Origin of the sequence: Pedobacter steynii (assembly GCF_001721645.1) — a bacterium.
Classification (GTDB): Bacteria; Bacteroidota; Bacteroidia; order Sphingobacteriales; family Sphingobacteriaceae; genus Pedobacter; species Pedobacter steynii_A.
This window is the reverse complement of sequence record NZ_CP017141.1, coordinates 5,033,482-5,049,688: the sequence shown is the minus strand read 5'-3', so window position 1 is coordinate 5,049,688 and position 16,207 is coordinate 5,033,482. Positions and strand designations below refer to the sequence as shown.

The window sequence follows — 16,207 nt, the reverse complement described above, 5'->3', positions numbered from 1 at the left end:
TATACGAATGATTATGAATAAGGACATACCACATTATAATGATTCACAGTCGGCTACAGATCGTGAAATTTGTCATCTTTTATCTTCCGGAATTGACCTTAACCTGAAAGAGGCGGAAAGTAAGATCTGGCATGCACATCCGGTTTGGTTTTTAAACGGGAACCCAATTGTGGGCTATAGCAAACTTAAAGCTGGCATCCGTTTGATGTTCTGGAGCGGTGCTGATTTTGATGAAGCAGACCTGAAGATAAACACCGGTAAATTTAAGGACGCTTCCATTACCTATACTGCAATTGAGCAGATTAACCTGGATGATCTGGCCCGCTGGATTGAAAAATCAAAAGTGATACAGTGGGATTATAAAAACGTGGTAAAAAGAAAAGGTGTTTTAATACGTTTAACTTAACCCCGCCAGCTTCATAAAGTCCATTACTGATCAGCTTTCGCACTATCTTCTTCAATTTTATCATAAATTGAAAGATTTACCGGAATCTTGACTTCCTTTTTTATTTTCCCAGGCATTTCAAATTCTATGTTCAGATGCCCTTTCAGTTTTTCGAATTTTTTATCTAATGCGAGTTCAATGCCTACATTCTGATGTAAAATGTGCTCATACTCCCATAAACTATACTCCTGTAAATAAATGGCCTGACCATTATCTGTAAAATTAAGTTTTTCGTTTTTTTCATTTGTGAAATCAGACTCTTTAATGGTATATGTCGCAAAGTCTGAAATGTCATTATCCTTATTGCTGAGGTTTCCGTTATTTTGCCGGTACTCCTTAAGTTGATCTTTTGAGAGCGGATAGCTTGTCCATATGCTGAATTTATTAGTCGGTTGCTTTTTTATCTCAGTCGCATCGGTAATAGAGGCACTGACGTTTTTAGTGATTTCGGCGAGAAATTGTTTGGTCTGCTCTTCCGAATATGGGTAATCAGACTTGTTCAGATTTTGGCAGGAACTCATAAATGTCTGACAAGAAATTACAACAGATAAGATTAAATGTGGCATGTATTTATTCATATTATCCATAGATATTTATTTTCAAATATAACATCATAACAGCCACTGTTCAATCCTCGTTTATAATTCGCAGGCTTTGATTTAATATTCGCAGAAAGCCGGAATTTATACGATAAAAAAATATCAGGCCATAACCGAAACCATTGTTAGCGCGGTCTCACCGAGTATCTGGTCACCTGTAATTGTAACCTCGCTTTTGATTTGTTCAGGTCGCAAGCTTTTTGAAAATAATTTCCAGGAGGTATCCGGATCAATGATGATTTCTGTTGTTGGATAGCCCGAATATTCTTTGTTCAACTCCCATATGCCACCAGTCCGTATAAGAAACCAGGAGCCCCCAATGGCTGTAGTTACCGTAAGTTTCACAACAGTTCCATTTTCGGCTGAAATTTCCCGGTAAGTATGTGGCAATGCGCACATAAAAATATCTATGAAGGGATAAAAAAGCTCAAAAGTCATCAAGCCAGGTTTATCTATGGCATCCCTAATTTGCTGTTGGTGCAACCATTTCTCAGTGTACTCACGGGCAATTGCCATCCAGTTTTGACTTACTTCTTCTCCAGCCCAGCTCACAGCAAAGAGCGCAGGATCAAAGGGATCCAGTGATTTAAAATAGTCGCAAAAAAGTGGCCCGGTTATTTGATGAAGAAGAATGAGCATTTCAGGGCTTACCCGCTTCATTGCTTTTACCCAATCGGCATTAAGTCCGTTAAGAAAACCAACCAGGTCCTGATACGAATTAATGCTCGATTGTTCACCGTGATAATTGTCGCGAAGAATAGAAAGTATGCGCATGTTACCATCAAGTAAATGAGCCACCACGTCCTTTACCACCCATTTCTTTGCAATCGTCTGCTTTTGCCACTCCTCAATTGTAAGGGATTTCATTAAATCAATGAATTTTCCATCAAGAACGGGTAAAAGATGAACTACATCAACTGGAATACCTGACTTTGCTCCCATACAATAGCTGTTATTTGTTTTTTTATTTTTTACCTTCTTCAACATATTCCAGAATGTCACCTGGCTGACAGTCTAAGGCTTTACAAATCGCTTCTAAGGTAGTAAAACGAACGGCTTTTGCTTTACCTGTTTTCAATATGGAAAGATTCGATAGCGTCAGATCAACTTTTTCTGAAAGCTCATTCAATGACATTTTTCGTCTTGCCATCATCACATCAAGATTTACAATAATTGCCATAGCTTAAATAGTTAGTTCGTTTTCTCTCTGAATTTCGATTCCTCTTTTAAAAATCTGTGCGATCACTAAAAGAGTAACCCCCATAAACAGCCATACATCGGGCCCACCTATACTTAAAGATTCTGCGTCAGGCATTTCCACACCTTGTTTAATTAACCATTCTGCATATTCTATTCCCGCCCGGGAGAATAGCCCAATCCCTAAAGCTAAATAAGATAATTTAGAAATAAATTGACCTACTTCTGTATTGAAAGGTTGAGACATATTCAGCTTTTTATCATGCAATATTTCTACAATCAGATAAAACAGACACGCCTTCATTAATCCTACAATAATCAAATACAGTCCTTCTACAAAAAAATGGCCGGCGTCGTATCTATAAAGATTTGACAAATCAACTTGCTGCCATAAATGTTTTGCATCCTCAGGGTTAAGCACCATAGTTAGAACGGTGCTGAAGATAAAGCTTCCGGTTTCTATACACACTCCAATAAATATTATCCATGAAATGATGTACAACAATTTCAGCATTTGCTGAGTGCTAATTTTAATTTCCATAGTTATTATTTTATTAAATGACAATGCTAATATAATATATATTTATTGAAAAACAATAATTAATATTTTATTATCAATAAATACCCAATAACAGACTTACTTATTTCATCCTGAAAATCTGAGTAAATATGATAACCTCTTAAACAAGAAGAATGCTGATTAGTAAATCTGCATGATTCCATTATCTTTGGATAGCAATGTCTGCAAGGCGGTAGACCTCCAATCAGCCGGAAAAATATTCTTAAATTATACGCAGTCACCAATGAAAAAAATAACCGTACAAGATCTTAAAACTATACTTTTTAATCCATTCCCACCACGGGTAAGCCCACACAAAGCCTTACTCAGAGAAAAGAGCGAGAAATGGATCGATGAAGAATACAGTACGCTGCCCCAGCCTTTTATCAAAATGATGAAAAAACTTGACGGCGCTTCCTGGGCTGCACATTCCTGGCCGGACGCTCCCCTTCCTTTATTAACCTCGTTTACCAGAGCGCTGCTTTGGGGAATTGCACAGGATGATTATTATGCCCCCTTCCAGGCAGATGAATTGTCAAAGGTGACCCACCGTATGATGGAGGTAGCAAGGGGTACAATACCCGGACCGGAAGAAAATCCGATTATTCATCAGTTTTCAATCTTTATGAGGGAATTCGAGGCTATTGCCACAGAAGAGTGGATGAAAAGATATATATACGATGTATCTCAATATCTTGAAGGCATAGAAATAGATTCCTCCATCAGTTACCGCAAAGACATTAATTATCCTTCCATTAAGGAGTATATCCCAATCCGCAGAAAGAATGTAGCCATGGCCACTGTAAACGATAAAATAGAGCTGGTAACCGGTATTTTGCCTGATTATATTGTCGTTCATCCCTTTGTTCAGCAAGCCAGAATCCTGGGAGGAGACTTATTTGCATGGAGTAATGATCTGATTTCCTTAGAAAAGGAAATGCAGGATGACGAAGGCCTGAATCTGGTTCTCGTGATTCAAAATGAATGGAAATGCTCAATGGAAGATGCTTTTGATGAAGCAGTGCAAATGTATAACTCACGTGTAGAGGATTTTATGGCGCTATATCATGACATCCCGGATTTTGGTGTATATACACCGGTAGTTAAAAAATTTCTGGAAGGTCAGGGTTTATGGATTAGTGGTTATCTAAACTGGTTTGAGGATACAAAAAGGTACAAGATGTTGGTTGAAAATTAACGCAATAAAAAACTCCTTCTATTATTCTTCTTTTCTTTTAACTACGGTTATGGTCAACATGCTGCAAATGTAAAGCGGATGGCATCAGTTCATGCTTAAGGCACAACGACTAACCTGAAAATTTACCTTCTTACTGAAAAAGAATAAGTTGTACTGCTCTTATAAGTTTCAGATGGCCTTAATAACGTAGAAGGAAATGAGGGCTGATTCGGGCTATCTGGAAAATGCTGGGTTTCCAACGCAAAGGCTGTCCTGAAATGATCGGGTCCTGTACGCAGCTTATTTTTTCCTTCCATAAAATTTCCTGAGTAAAATTGCAGCCCTGGCTCTGAAGTGTAAATTTTCATCACAATATGCGACAAATCACCATAAACCTCAGCAACAGCGCCCTTGTTTTTATTCAAAACGAAGTTATGATCATAGCCCTTTCCAAAACGCAACTGTTCATCCTGCATGTCAATCCGCGAGCCGATAGTTTTCATGCTGCGAAAATCAAAGGGAGTTCCCCTGACATCAACCAACTTACCCGTCGGAATAAGACCGCTATCAACCGGAGTATATTTATCAGCATTGATGGTCATCCAATGGTTCAATATGCTACCTTTCCCATTTAAATTAAAAAAAGCATGGTTCGTTAAATTCACTACTGTAGGCTGGTCACAAACCGCAGTATACTGGATTTGTAATTCATGCTTATGTGTCAGCGTATAAACTACGGTTACCGATAAATTTCCCGGAAAACCATTATCCCCATCAGGCGACAAGAGTGTACAGATTAAAACTGAATCCGCAGGTTTTACCAAAGTCCAGTCCTTATACTGAAAACCGGTAATTCCCCCATGAAGTGTATTCAAACCATTGTTGATGGTAAGTTGATACTGTTTTCCTTCCAAAGAGAACTTCCCCCTGGCGATTCGGTTTCCATACCGGCCAATGGTAGCGCCGAAATAAGGCTCTGTGGAACTATTATAAGCCGCGGGATCATCAAATCCCATTACCACATCCACTTGTTTTCCATTTTTCCCGGGCACCAATAAACTCATCAGACGCGCCCCGCAATCAGAAAACCGGGCTTCCATACCATTATTTCTAATGGTATAAGTTTTAGTTTGCTTGCCGCCATCACGATTTGTTAAATTTCTGATTAAGTCAGTTTCATCCTGACGATACGGAGTTCCATCATTCTTAAAAACATCATGAAACCACTCTACCGGCTGATTGCCCTGTGGCAATGGAGTATCCCATGCATAAATCGTATTTGATTTTCCCGCAACCAACCCCCAATTGATGGCGCCGATATTTTCCTTCTTTAACATCGGTAAAGTATTCGAAAACCGGCTATTTCGGGTTCTTGCCATATATTCCGTACAGATCAAAGGACGCCCATGGGTTTTTAGCATTTGTATAACCCTAAGATGCCATTCCGGTTCTTCGTAGTCATGATAGGTAATCACATCAGAATTTTGGATCTGGAAAGCATTCAGCTCTTCCAGATCCCACTTCCAAATCCCGGAAGTGATCGGCTGTTCCGGACCTGATGATCTGGCCCAGGAAAACACTTTCTTTAAAAGGGGAAGTGACTCATTTCCTTTATCAGAATTGCCCGGTTCATTATAAAGATCCCATAGTAATATGCGTTTATCTTTACCAAAATGGCCCAGCACATCTTTCACATACTTTTCAAGATCCGGAAAATTTTTAGGATCACCAGACCCAGGCTGCCCGGGATCCTGTACCCAACCTGAATTGTGGATCCCCGGTTTAGGCGCAGCTTGTTTACCCGGTTTTGCTTCTTTATTCCAGCAATCGTCAAAAAAAACAAATATTGTTTTTATACCATGTTGATCAGCAATCCCCAGATACTGATCCATACGCTTTTTTAGCCCATCAGGATCCTGCTTCCATGCCACACTATGTAGATACACCCTCATGGTATTTAAGCCAATTTTTGCGGCCCATCCCAGCTCCCGCTCTATCGTCTGAGGATCAAATGATTCTGCCTGCCACATTTCCAGCTGATTAATAGCGGTACTGGGAAGGAAATTGGCCCCAACTATCCATTGCTGCTGCTTATACCAGGCATTGACCTTTTCAATTGTCCATTTCGCACTTTGAACTTCCCTTTTTTTGGATTGCTGTCCGGCACTCTTTCCAACGCCTGTAATAAGGACTAAAAGAAATATTAAAATCTTCTTGATGTTCATTTCTATGATGATCAAATGTTAAAGTTACTGCTAATACTCTCCTGAGGGAACTGGTATTAAAATCCCTGCGGGAATAGGCAAACCAAAATCAGGACTTCCATCGGCCCTCCAGTTAAACTTCTGTAAACGTAAATCCCTGTCCCAACCCGGAGTTTTGCTTTTTTTGGTATGATAAAATATCCACCACTCTTTACCGTCTGGCGACTGGGTGAAACTGGCGTGCCCGGTGCCTAGCACCTTGGCTGTACCTTGAAACACCGGACCGCTCTTTTCCCAATTTCCGGCGTCAAGAGGCGTTTTAGAAGGATCTTTTAGCTTTAATTGGGCCAACCGGTATTCCGGAGTCCAAGATTCACGCGTCGAATAAATAATGAAAACCTTTCCCTCTCTCATTAAAAACTGAGGGCCCTCATTCAAATCCAGTGGACCGCCCTGCTCCCATGGTTGATCAGGACTTGATATTTTTACACGAGCTGAGCTGATCGTCCATGGATTACTCATCTCGGCGATATAGAGATGCTGGGATGTTTTATCGGTTGTAGCATTCTGCTCCCATCCGGACCATACGGCATACAGCTTTCCACCAATGTACCCAACATTCACATCTATAGCCCAGATCGTGCCGGTTTCATTTACTGTATCAGTTCCTGTATTTAAAATGCCTTTGTCTACATATTCCCCTTGCGGGTCGTCGGTAACAGATTCAAGAACGCCAGATCGCTGGTGAATATAGGGAGGGCCCGCTTTCCCGGCTGCATAATAGATATACCATTTTTTATTAAAATAATGTAACTCCGGCGCCCAGATCTGACTGCTGTTCCAACCTTCATCTGGTGCATTCCAAACGGTTACCGGCTTTCCCAACTGGCTCAGTTTATCAGACTTCCTGATAGAAATACCCTTACTATTGATATCTCCGTTACTTTGGCAAACATAATAATAACCATTATGCCGGATCACCCAGGGATCCGCCCCCTTTCCAATAGGATTTGTAAATTCCACCAGGTTCTTTTTCACCTGCGCCAGGCAAACGCTAAAACTATAAATTGAAAAAAATACCAGGCAGCAGGCAATAAGCCTGCTGTTGCTGCGCTCTTTAGTATTGATCATTCTCATTCTAAAAATCCATTAATATACTGCAAATAAAATGGTTAGCCTCAAACTTCTGCTTATTGTTTTTTGCCGGCTTCTTTAATTGCCCCGGCATATTTCTGATGCATCATTTTGGAAACAATCACCGGATCTCCCTGCGGTTCTTCGCGATATAACTCCCGGCCATTCACCCATCCCCACTCCCATGCTTTGATCTTCTCATCAAAAGCTTCCTGACTGAACTTCTGTTTGCGGCTCATTTTTGTGGTTACATCTTTAAAAAACTGCTGCCACCTTGGCAAATAAAAACCGGTTAACAAGCCCGACCATTGTTTATTAGCATACTCATGCAAAGAGGCATCCTTATCTCCCCAAAGTGTAATCAGGTTCCTCGCATTTTTTTCATAAAGCGACCGCTCTGCATCATTCGTGCCCCATCTTTTCGCATCGTTTAACCACTTACCCAACAAGAAGTCTTTCCTGGTAGCAAGCAGCTTGTCCATATCTCTGATCAACTCCAGAAACCTGTTGCTATTTAATTGAAACGATTTGAGATTTTTATTTTTATAGGCCACAGCGATCTCCTGTTGCAGGATACTTGCATAATCAGCCATGATCTGTCTGCTTAAATCAACCAGATCGTACTGAAACCCATCGACATTTTTAAAGTTACCCGAGGCCTTAATCAGGTGATCCCATGCAGGGATCAGATCAATTAGCTGATAAGACGTTTCAGTATCCGTCCAGTCGGTGCTCTTTTTGAAAGTTGGTCTGCCGGTAACGATACTTTCGTGTCCGCCATCCACATTGTAAACGGTATAATGCAATATGTTCCAGGCCTTTTCTACATCTTCATTTTTTTTTCCGTACCTGCGGTGTACGTAATCTTTAACCCAGTCATCGGCATCAATTACTTTATCTCTCCATACGTTATCCAACATCAGTGAATATATAGCTGGATTCTGTTCAATTCCTTCTGGAACCACCCCGATCCCAATCATGTTCCCTGCTTTAGGATTATGAAGGGTTTCGGCAGGCTCCAGTGAAATTTTATCCATATGGCCGAACATGTTGATCTTCCCTCCGAAATTGTGAAGCATACACCATATCCACTGCTTCCCGTAATAGGCATCGGTTTTATCCCATATCGGCTGTACCTCACTCCACAGATCCAGTATGATCAGTTTCTCCGTTGGTACCGCATTCAGATAGCTTTTCAGCTGCTCAGGTTTCCAGAAATCTCTTTTATCCCAGAAGGTCCAGCCCTGCATTACCCATACTGCCTGAGGATCTGCCGCTGCCATCGATTTGTATACCGCATTACTGGACTCAGCCAGATATGAGGCATCATTACTTGGGGGATACATCTCATTAAAAGTATCAGCACCATACAAATGGTCTGTTCCAAAGGTTTTTGTCTGTTCTTCAATAAATTTGCGACCAATAATCTGGAACATCGGGTCTTTCGGATCAAGAATATAAGTATCTGCAAATCTTCCTTCCCAATTCGTTTTTTGCAGTTTAGCCTCCGGAAACCGGTCTTTAAACGCTGGAGGTACATGACCAGTAAAAGCTGGCAAAATTGGTGTCATTCCGAGTTCGCGTTCACGGGCAAGAATCTTTTTTTGCAGTCCCTCATGACTTTTCATCCAGGATTGTGGTAGTGGCCCTCCCCAGCCATCCAGGTTTCCAGCCCAGAACCACATGAAATATGCCGGTCCGGAGAAAAAGGCATCCATATCCTTATCCGTAAAACCCATGCTTTTATAAACCCTATGCCAAAGGGCATTCTGACCTGTCATCGCCAGCGGCATATTGATCCCATTCAAAGCCATAAAGTCAATTTCCTGCTCCCAGCGTTCCCAATCCCACCAGGCAGCGGTATAATTGAAGGTGCAGTAATTGAAATAATGCCTGTATTGATAAGGCGTAGCCTGATGTACCTTTACTGGGACCACTGGTAACTCATTCAGCAGATTCAGGTTATTTCCGTTCCAGCTGATATCGCAATGTGCGTAGTTTTTCAGATAATGGTTTAATGCACTTGCCACGGAAATCCCATGGTTCCCTCTTAATATGATCTTCTGTCCTTTACTTTCCAGTTCAAAAACATCTTTATCATTTTCCTTCTCTACAAATTCTATTAAAAACCGATCGTGAAATTTAGGAAGGATACGTTTGATCAAAGCGTAGCTAGCCTCCTTATTTAGGACCGTAGAGGCATTCCGCTCCACCTCCTTTGCGCTGGAAATGGCTGTAGTAAATAGCAATACCATCCCCAGGCTATAACTTAATAATCTTTGTGTGTATTTCATATATTTTCTTTTATGTGTTTGAGCTGTAAATATTTTCATGACCGGTGTGATATCCGGCAAGTTCAGTGATGAGCGAAGGTAAAATCCGGCCTGGCAGCATATCAAATTCATTTAAAACTTCCTCCAGAATAGCTTTAAAGTGATAACCTACAGAACCGATACAATTAAACGTATAGCTGTTATATGCAGGATAGCAGGATACGAGATGACTAAAAAACTCGGTAAACGAAGTCCTCACCAACTGATGGCTATAATCCGGATCAACTTCCTGATGTTTTAAAAATTTGGTAAAACTTGCACAAAATCTGTTTGCCATTGGCGCCCCGTAGATCTGATTTATGATTTCTGCAGGACTAAGCTGATAAATGTGGTAAAACACCTGCTTTACAGATTCAGGCATTTTATTGCGCACATAGTCGCTCAGTATTTTTTTCCCAATAGCCGCTCCGCTTCCCTCGTCACCCAGAATAAATCCTAAAGAGTCAATATTGTTAACGATCCTGTTTCCGTCGTAAATACAGGTATTGGTGCCGGTACCAAGAATGGCAGCAAAACCAGGTTTATTACCCAACAAGCCTCTTGCTGCAGCTAAAAGGTCCACTTCCGCGGTGACTTGCCGGCAATTAGGAAATATAGAACGGAGGGTGCCTTGCATCAGTCCAATTTTGTCATCCTGACAACCGGCACCGTAAAAATAAATCTCTTTAATCCTCAGCGGGTCTATTTCAGCCGAAAGGTTATTTTTAATGGATTGGATGATCTGTTGTTCATCAGAAAAATGAGGATTATAACCTTCGGTTACAAAATAACTCCTTTTCCCTTCAGGATGAAGAAGACACCAATCGGTTTTAGTCGAGCCACTATCTGCAATTAAAATCATCAGTCTTTATTAATTATTTTTTTCTCAATTTATGACCGGAAACGGCGTAGTATCCTATGGTAACATAACAGGGAACCACGATCCAGTATGCCTGTTGCGGATTGATATGATCGGTGATATAGCCATATAACAAGGGGAGCAATGCTGCGCCGGAAATGGCCATCACCAGCAATGACGATCCTGTTTTTGTAAACCTCCCCAATCCGCTGATCGCCAATGGCCATATAGAAGGCCACATCAATGAATTAGCCAGCCCAAGCAAGGCTACAAATACCACGGAAATTAAACCCGTACTGAAGATTGCTGCAACCGCAAACAAAATACCGAGTAGTGATGAACTTTTTAAGGCCGTTTCCTGGCTAAAGAACCGCGGTATGCAGACTATTCCGATAAGATAGCCAGCCAACATGCTCATCAATGTAAACGAGGTAAAAAACTTTGAAACAGACAATGGAATTCCCTGAAATGCACCATAACCAATAATGCTGTTTCCAGCAATGACCTCAACACCGGTATACAAAAACAAGATCAGCACACCAAGCAACAGATGAGGGAACTGTAAAATGGAAGTTTTAGCCTGCTGTCCGGAAAGTTCCGCTTCTTCATCCAGATTCTCTTCCTTAACTTCCGGGAGCGCAGAAAAACGAATCACAATAGCCAGGATTATCAATATGCCAGTAATGATCAGGTAAGGCACAATCACTTTAGCTGCCAGTGCATTCAATTCTATTATCTTTTGAGAAGAGTTCAGCAAGCCTAGTTTATTCTTTACCGCATCGGCATCATTTAAAATAGCTGCACCAAGTATAACCGGTGCCAAAGCTCCGGCAATGCCATTGCAGATTCCCATAAAACTGATTCTCCGGGCGGCACTTTCTTTTGGCCCAAGTATAGTGACATAAGGGTTTGATGCCGTTTGCAAAACAGTAAGACCTGCCCCCTGTACGAACAAACCCAGTAAAAAGAGCGGGTAAAATCTGTTCACTGCTGCCGGAACAAATAATAAAGAACCAACAGCAACCAGTATCAGGCCCGCCGACAGCCCATTTTTAAAACCGGTACGCTTCAACAGCCAGCCTGAAGGGATACCCATCAGAAAATAAGAGATATAAAAGGCAAAAGCGACCAGGTAGGACTGAAAATTGTTCAGTTCGCAGGCAAGTTGCAAATAAGGGATCAAAACTGCACTCAGCCAGGTTACAAAGCCAAAAACAAAAAACAATATCCCTATAATAATCAGGGGATTCAACACCGCTTTATTGGTCATACGATTTAATGATTTTGAGTTTTTATTTTGTCTATGATCTTTTCATAGACATCCACAGGGAATACAGAGGGCTGTCCGTACCAGAAAAATGAGCCCAGTCCTTCATAGTTGCCTGCCTGTATATGTCTGGATGTTGGCAGGTAACTGGATACATCATTGCAGTATCCGGCTACGCTAACCAGTTTCCCCGGCCATAATTTCTTAATACCAATGCTGTAATCAGTTACCGCCTCTCTGGAAAGCCCCACTAATTTCCAGTTGCCAATGTTAATGGTCTGTATGTAAACTGGCATACTGGCCGGCATGCTGTGATCTTTATTCAGTCCAAGCATCAGATCTGCCCAACGCACATCCTTTTCAGCATTTACATCTCCTTTACCATTATCGTTCTCCTTTCTAAAGGCAAGAAGACGTTCAGTACTCCATGGGTTTACCGGAAAGTTCAGCGAGTCCACATAAAAGGTAATCTTACCGTTCAATTGTTCCAGGGGGCCGTTCAGAATGCTCTTCACATCCACAGCAAGATCATTTCCAGTTTGCTTGTGATCTAAAGCTACAGGGTTGATATCTCCGCCACAGCCTTGAATAAATACCGCATCCGTGATACCCGGTTCCTTTTCAAGCAGACTTTTGGTGACTCCAGGATAATTGGGGCTGATGGTAAAACCTTCTATACCTTCGTTTTTAAACACAGGATGGCATCCTGTTAAAAAGACAACAGTCTTATGATGGTCTTTTTCCCGCTCAATCTGCAGCACATCCACATCATTGTCATAGGGAACCGCTGCCCCCTCGAGACTCCTGTTTTTACCTATTGCGGTTTTCCCTCTCCCAAAAGATAAAACAGAAGGTTTCCTGTTTTTAATAGCCCTTTCGGCAGCATCAATCAAAGCAGGTTTAACAATCGTGTTTAAATAAATGGAATCTGCTAACTGATGGGTTCCCCAGGTGCTCCAGTCCTGCGTCGAAGGTGCGAAATGGGTATGTGAAGCATTGATCAATATGGCTGATGGCTTAATTTTATGCTTTTTAGACAGCTCATCTTTCACAGAAGTGATGAAATCATGGTTAAATCCACAAACGTCAGCACCTATAATCAGAACGGTTTGTTTTTCAGCTGAGATGGCCACAGCCCTCACAGACAGGTTACCATCTGTTTTGTGCCTGCCTTCAAAAACAAAATTATTTTTATCCATTCCGTACAGCTTACCCCCGTGTATGGCAATCGCTTTTAAATGTATATCATACGATAACCCATTGAACTTTGCAATTTTAATCCAGTCTCCGTTTTTGCTTTTGAGCTCGAATCGCATCAGTTCATCATTTGCGGTAAGTGCAAACAGACACCCCTTGTAACTGGTCAGACTAATTATTCCTTCCAGCTCCCCGAGCTTTTGCCATTTCCTGGTTTTATCCTTCAATGCAGCATAGGTAACCGTTCCGTCCTTATCTGCTGCATACATCACTTTATCCAATACCGTAAATGCGACTGCATCAACTGCCAGATTCTTCCATTTTTGCCACGGCTTAAATTCCGGGACAGTCACCTGGTCGATTTTGATCCAGTCCAGGCTAAAGCGCCCTCCCCTGGGGTAACCATAACCGGCAAGGGCAACAGAAAACGGATAAGACTTTGGTTCGATACTGGCCTTTGCTGTTCCTGAAAGATAAATCTGCTGTGCATGAACCGGAGTTAGAAAAAAAACCGCACTGCAAAACAAGATAAAAATGAGCCGACATTGAATTTTCATAGTACTGCACTAATGGGATTAAGGATGGATAAATAAGGTACTTGTATTTGCACTGCGTTTTCCTGAAGGGGTAATTACAACAGATTTCAATTGTCTTTTTTCACCTTTACGAAGGATAATATCAATAGGTTTTTCATAGAGGTAATCTGTTTCCCTGGCGTCCTGTCCATCAAAATTATAGTAGATCTTTGCACCCTCTACAGGTACCTTCAGCGTGATTTTAAAGGTTGAACCAGTCAAGGTAGTATCGGAAACCCCAATAGGTCCGGGCACGCGGTATACCTTATCGGTCTGATCCAGCTGAAGTAAATGTTCAGGCAGGCGACGCTCAAAAAAGCTAACAGAATCCTTCTTCTCCGGGAATGTCCAGGCAACCTCGGCAAGCGCCATCAAACGGGGATAAAGCATATATTCTACCTTACGGTAAGTGTCCATATGTTCTGTCCAGATCGCTGCTTCGACACCAATAATATGTTTCTTTTGATCTGAGGTCAGTACTTCTGGCGTAGGATCATAGGCATACACCCTAGACAAAGTATTATAACCCCAGCCAATAGCCAGCGGTTCCAGCTCCCTTTTACCCTGAATAAAGTCAAAATAAACGTGCGACATCGGCGACATCACTACATCGTGATTTTGCTGCGCTGCTTTTATGCCCTCATCGATATTGCGCCAGGCCATTACGGTTGCATTCGGGGCCAGTCCTCCCTCCAGTATCTCATCCCAGCCAATGATTTTTCTTCCTTTTGAGTTGACAAATCTTTCAATTCTCTTCACAAAATAACTCTGGAGCTCAAACTCATTCTTTAGGTGTTCCTGTTTAATTCGCTGCTGACAATATTTACAAGCCTCCCATCTTTTTTTGGGGCATTCATCTCCACCAATGTGAATGTATTGAGAAGGAAACAAAGCCATTACTTCTGTGAGTACATCCTCTAGAAATTTAAATGTATTTTCCTTGCCGGCACAATATACGTCCTCAAATATGCCCCAATTCTCCGCTACTTTAAAAGGTCCCGGATGATCACCGCAAGCCAGCTCGGGATAGGCCGCAAGTGCGGCAACAGAATGCCCGGGCAATTCAATCTCGGGAATCACCGTCACCTGTCTTTCTGCAGCAAAAGCAACAACTTCTTTAATCTCCTCCTGCGTGTAAAAGCCACCGTAAGGAAGGTGATCTTGCCCGTTTAAAGAATCAACGTAATGGCTGATCTGTGTACTTGCCCTGTAGGCACCTACAGCAGTCAGCTTAGGATACTTTTTAATCTCAATACGCCAGCCATGATCTTCGGTAAGGTGCCAGTGATAAACATTCATTTTATACCTGGCCAGCATTTCTATCTGGCTTTTAATAAAAGATACCGGATAGATATGGTAACCAACATCCTGCATGATACCACGATAAGGATATCTTGGCCTGTCATTGATTTCCACACAAGGCAGCTGTAATTTCGCCCCTTCTGCCTTAATCACCTGCATTAGTGTTTGCAATCCATAAAACAGTCCGGCTTCATCGCCTGATATTTTTAAAACTGAAGTACCTGCAGTAAGTTGATAAGCCTCCCTCCCTAATTTCTCCTGATGGGTAAAAACAATAACAGAAGCTGACTTATTTGTAGTTTCAGCAAGCAGGGGCAATTTTAGTCCATATCTTTTCTGGAGATAATCCTTTAACACCATCGCAGTTTTCTTCGACTTACCGTCTGAATAAGCAATTTGAGTTTTTGGTCCGATTGTAAAAAAACCCTTCTTTAAAGTTACATCAGCAGGCGCTGGTATGATACCCAGATCGGCAGTTGCCGTCTGAGAATAAGCTGTAACCGTATAAAACAGAAAACAAATGAGTAAATATTTCAAGATTGCTGTATTTAATTAAATTATTAATTATGCCTATTTGTTACCTTATCCAGGGCATTTTTAACTGTTCCATGCTCAAGAAGAATTGATTTTGCTTCGTCATAGCTTTCAATCTCTGCTTTTTGCATCAGCATTTTCACACCACGGTCCAGGATCTTATCATTGATGAGTTTAACATTGATCATGTTGTTACCTTCAATCCTGCCAATTCTGATCATTACTGTGGTAGAGATCATGTCAAACAACATTTTCTGCGCAGTTCCACACTTCATTCTGGTACTGCCGGTAATAAATTCAGGGCCGGTTACGACTTCAACAGGGTAATCTGATTGTGCCGAAATAGGTGTTGAAGGGTTACTGACGATACAACCCGTTGTGATATTTAGTAACCTGCATTTTTTCAGGCCCTCCAGTACAAAAGGCGTAGTACCGCTTGCTGAGATACCAACTACGATATCGCCCGAATTAATTCCTGCATTTACCAGTGCATTCCAACCTTCATCCACATCGTCTTCCTTTTCTTCAAGTGCATCCGCTAACCGGTCAATACCACCTGCCAGAACGGTATTGTAAATACCTTTCGGCAGGCCATAAGTTGTAGGAAGTTCAATGACATCTAATACAGATAAGCGGCCACCACTTCCTGCACCGAGGTAAAACATCCGGCCTCCGGCTTTTAATTTATCAACTATCGCTGTAATCAGGTTATTTACACTTGGAAGAACTCCTTCTATAACTTTTGCTACTTTCGCGTCTTCCTGATTGATGTACCTTGTTAATTCTTCAACTGACTTATTTTCTAATTGATCGTACAAGGATGATTGTTCTGTAATTGGTGTCATT

The 16,207-nt window shown here is 41.6% G+C and carries 14 protein-coding genes; 2 read left to right on the top strand and 12 right to left on the bottom strand.

What is annotated here, in order from left to right; translation table 11 throughout:
* Window positions 1–13 precede the first annotated feature (13 nt).
* Window positions 14–406, top strand: coding sequence for a DUF1801 domain-containing protein (locus tag BFS30_RS20915; RefSeq protein WP_069382576.1), 393 nt, complete (start codon window positions 14–16; stop codon window positions 404–406).
* A 23-nt stretch (window positions 407–429) separates the two neighbouring features.
* Here BFS30_RS20915 and BFS30_RS20910 read toward each other — a convergent pair whose 3' ends face one another.
* The 4 genes from BFS30_RS20910 to BFS30_RS20895 form a co-directional block, all read right to left on the bottom strand.
* Window positions 430–1,032 (bottom strand): hypothetical protein, encoded by a 603-nt coding sequence (locus tag BFS30_RS20910; RefSeq protein ID WP_083252155.1) that lies wholly within the window; start codon window positions 1,030–1,032, stop codon window positions 430–432.
* 114 nt (window positions 1,033–1,146) lie between these two features.
* On the bottom strand, window positions 1,147–1,986 hold the full coding sequence (locus BFS30_RS20905; RefSeq protein ID WP_069382574.1) for a maleylpyruvate isomerase N-terminal domain-containing protein: 840 nt from the start codon (window positions 1,984–1,986) through the stop codon (window positions 1,147–1,149).
* A gap of 22 nt (window positions 1,987–2,008) precedes the next feature.
* Complete coding sequence (locus BFS30_RS20900; RefSeq protein ID WP_069381069.1) at window positions 2,009–2,224, bottom strand: helix-turn-helix domain-containing protein; 216 nt, start codon at window positions 2,222–2,224, stop codon at window positions 2,009–2,011.
* 3 nt (window positions 2,225–2,227) lie between these two features.
* A complete protein-coding gene (locus tag BFS30_RS20895) occupies window positions 2,228–2,782 on the bottom strand; it encodes a DUF2975 domain-containing protein (protein WP_069381068.1) in 555 nt (184 codons plus the stop codon).
* Window positions 2,783–3,044: 262 nt separating this feature from the next.
* On the opposite strand from BFS30_RS20895, the gene BFS30_RS20890 reads away from it, so the two are divergent.
* Complete coding sequence (locus tag BFS30_RS20890) at window positions 3,045–3,998, top strand: terpene synthase family protein (RefSeq protein WP_157262992.1); 954 nt, start codon at window positions 3,045–3,047, stop codon at window positions 3,996–3,998.
* 122 nt (window positions 3,999–4,120) lie between these two features.
* Here the strand turns inward: BFS30_RS20890 and BFS30_RS28085 are convergent, their stop codons facing one another.
* Genes BFS30_RS28085 through BFS30_RS20850 form a run of 8 tightly spaced genes read right to left on the bottom strand, consistent with a single transcriptional unit; the run spans window position 4,121 to window position 16,206 of the window.
* Window positions 4,121–6,202 carry an aldose epimerase family protein gene (locus tag BFS30_RS28085; RefSeq protein WP_083252154.1) on the bottom strand — a complete coding sequence of 694 codons (2,082 nt, stop codon included), beginning with the start codon at window positions 6,200–6,202 and terminating at the stop codon, window positions 4,121–4,123.
* Window positions 6,203–6,232: 30 nt separating this feature from the next.
* Complete coding sequence (locus BFS30_RS20880; protein ID WP_237028626.1) at window positions 6,233–7,318, bottom strand: family 43 glycosylhydrolase; 1,086 nt, start codon at window positions 7,316–7,318, stop codon at window positions 6,233–6,235.
* Between the two features lie 53 nt (window positions 7,319–7,371).
* The gene (locus BFS30_RS20875) at window positions 7,372–9,609 is read right to left on the bottom strand and encodes an alpha-N-acetylglucosaminidase (protein ID WP_083252334.1); all 2,238 of its coding nucleotides are present in this window, start codon (window positions 9,607–9,609) and stop codon (window positions 7,372–7,374) included.
* A 10-nt stretch (window positions 9,610–9,619) separates the two neighbouring features.
* Window positions 9,620–10,489, bottom strand: coding sequence for an N-acetylglucosamine kinase (locus tag BFS30_RS20870; protein WP_069381066.1), 870 nt, complete (start codon window positions 10,487–10,489; stop codon window positions 9,620–9,622).
* 13 nt (window positions 10,490–10,502) lie between these two features.
* Entirely contained in the window at window positions 10,503–11,756 is a 1,254-nt protein-coding gene (locus BFS30_RS20865; protein ID WP_069381065.1) for a sugar MFS transporter, read from the bottom strand.
* A 5-nt stretch (window positions 11,757–11,761) separates the two neighbouring features.
* A complete protein-coding gene (locus BFS30_RS20860; RefSeq protein WP_069381064.1) occupies window positions 11,762–13,507 on the bottom strand; it encodes a hypothetical protein in 1,746 nt (581 codons plus the stop codon).
* Between the two features lie 18 nt (window positions 13,508–13,525).
* Window positions 13,526–15,364, bottom strand: a complete 1,839-nt coding sequence (locus BFS30_RS20855) for a beta-N-acetylhexosaminidase (protein ID WP_237028625.1) — start codon at window positions 15,362–15,364, stop codon at window positions 13,526–13,528.
* 23 nt (window positions 15,365–15,387) lie between these two features.
* Window positions 15,388–16,206: an N-acetylmuramic acid 6-phosphate etherase gene (locus BFS30_RS20850; RefSeq protein ID WP_069381062.1), complete on the bottom strand. Its 819-nt coding sequence runs from the start codon at window positions 16,204–16,206 to the stop codon at window positions 15,388–15,390.
* Window position 16,207: the final 1 nt, after the last annotated feature.

Coding starts and splice junctions, on each gene's coding strand:
- BFS30_RS20915 (WP_069382576.1), top strand. CDS start 14: ATGAATAAGGACATACCACATTATAATGATTCACAGTCGGCTACAGAT.
- BFS30_RS20910 (WP_083252155.1), bottom strand. CDS start 1,032: ATGGATAATATGAATAAATACATGCCACATTTAATCTTATCTGTTGTA.
- BFS30_RS20905 (WP_069382574.1), bottom strand. CDS start 1,986: ATGGGAGCAAAGTCAGGTATTCCAGTTGATGTAGTTCATCTTTTACCC.
- BFS30_RS20900 (WP_069381069.1), bottom strand. CDS start 2,224: ATGGCAATTATTGTAAATCTTGATGTGATGATGGCAAGACGAAAAATG.
- BFS30_RS20895 (WP_069381068.1), bottom strand. CDS start 2,782: ATGGAAATTAAAATTAGCACTCAGCAAATGCTGAAATTGTTGTACATC.
- BFS30_RS20890 (WP_157262992.1), top strand. CDS start 3,045: ATGAAAAAAATAACCGTACAAGATCTTAAAACTATACTTTTTAATCCA.
- BFS30_RS28085 (WP_083252154.1), bottom strand. CDS start 6,202: ATGAACATCAAGAAGATTTTAATATTTCTTTTAGTCCTTATTACAGGC.
- BFS30_RS20880 (WP_237028626.1), bottom strand. CDS start 7,318: ATGAGAATGATCAATACTAAAGAGCGCAGCAACAGCAGGCTTATTGCC.
- BFS30_RS20875 (WP_083252334.1), bottom strand. CDS start 9,609: ATGAAATACACACAAAGATTATTAAGTTATAGCCTGGGGATGGTATTG.
- BFS30_RS20870 (WP_069381066.1), bottom strand. CDS start 10,489: ATGATTTTAATTGCAGATAGTGGCTCGACTAAAACCGATTGGTGTCTT.
- BFS30_RS20865 (WP_069381065.1), bottom strand. CDS start 11,756: ATGACCAATAAAGCGGTGTTGAATCCCCTGATTATTATAGGGATATTG.
- BFS30_RS20860 (WP_069381064.1), bottom strand. CDS start 13,507: ATGAAAATTCAATGTCGGCTCATTTTTATCTTGTTTTGCAGTGCGGTT.
- BFS30_RS20850 (WP_069381062.1), bottom strand. CDS start 16,206: ATGACACCAATTACAGAACAATCATCCTTGTACGATCAATTAGAAAAT.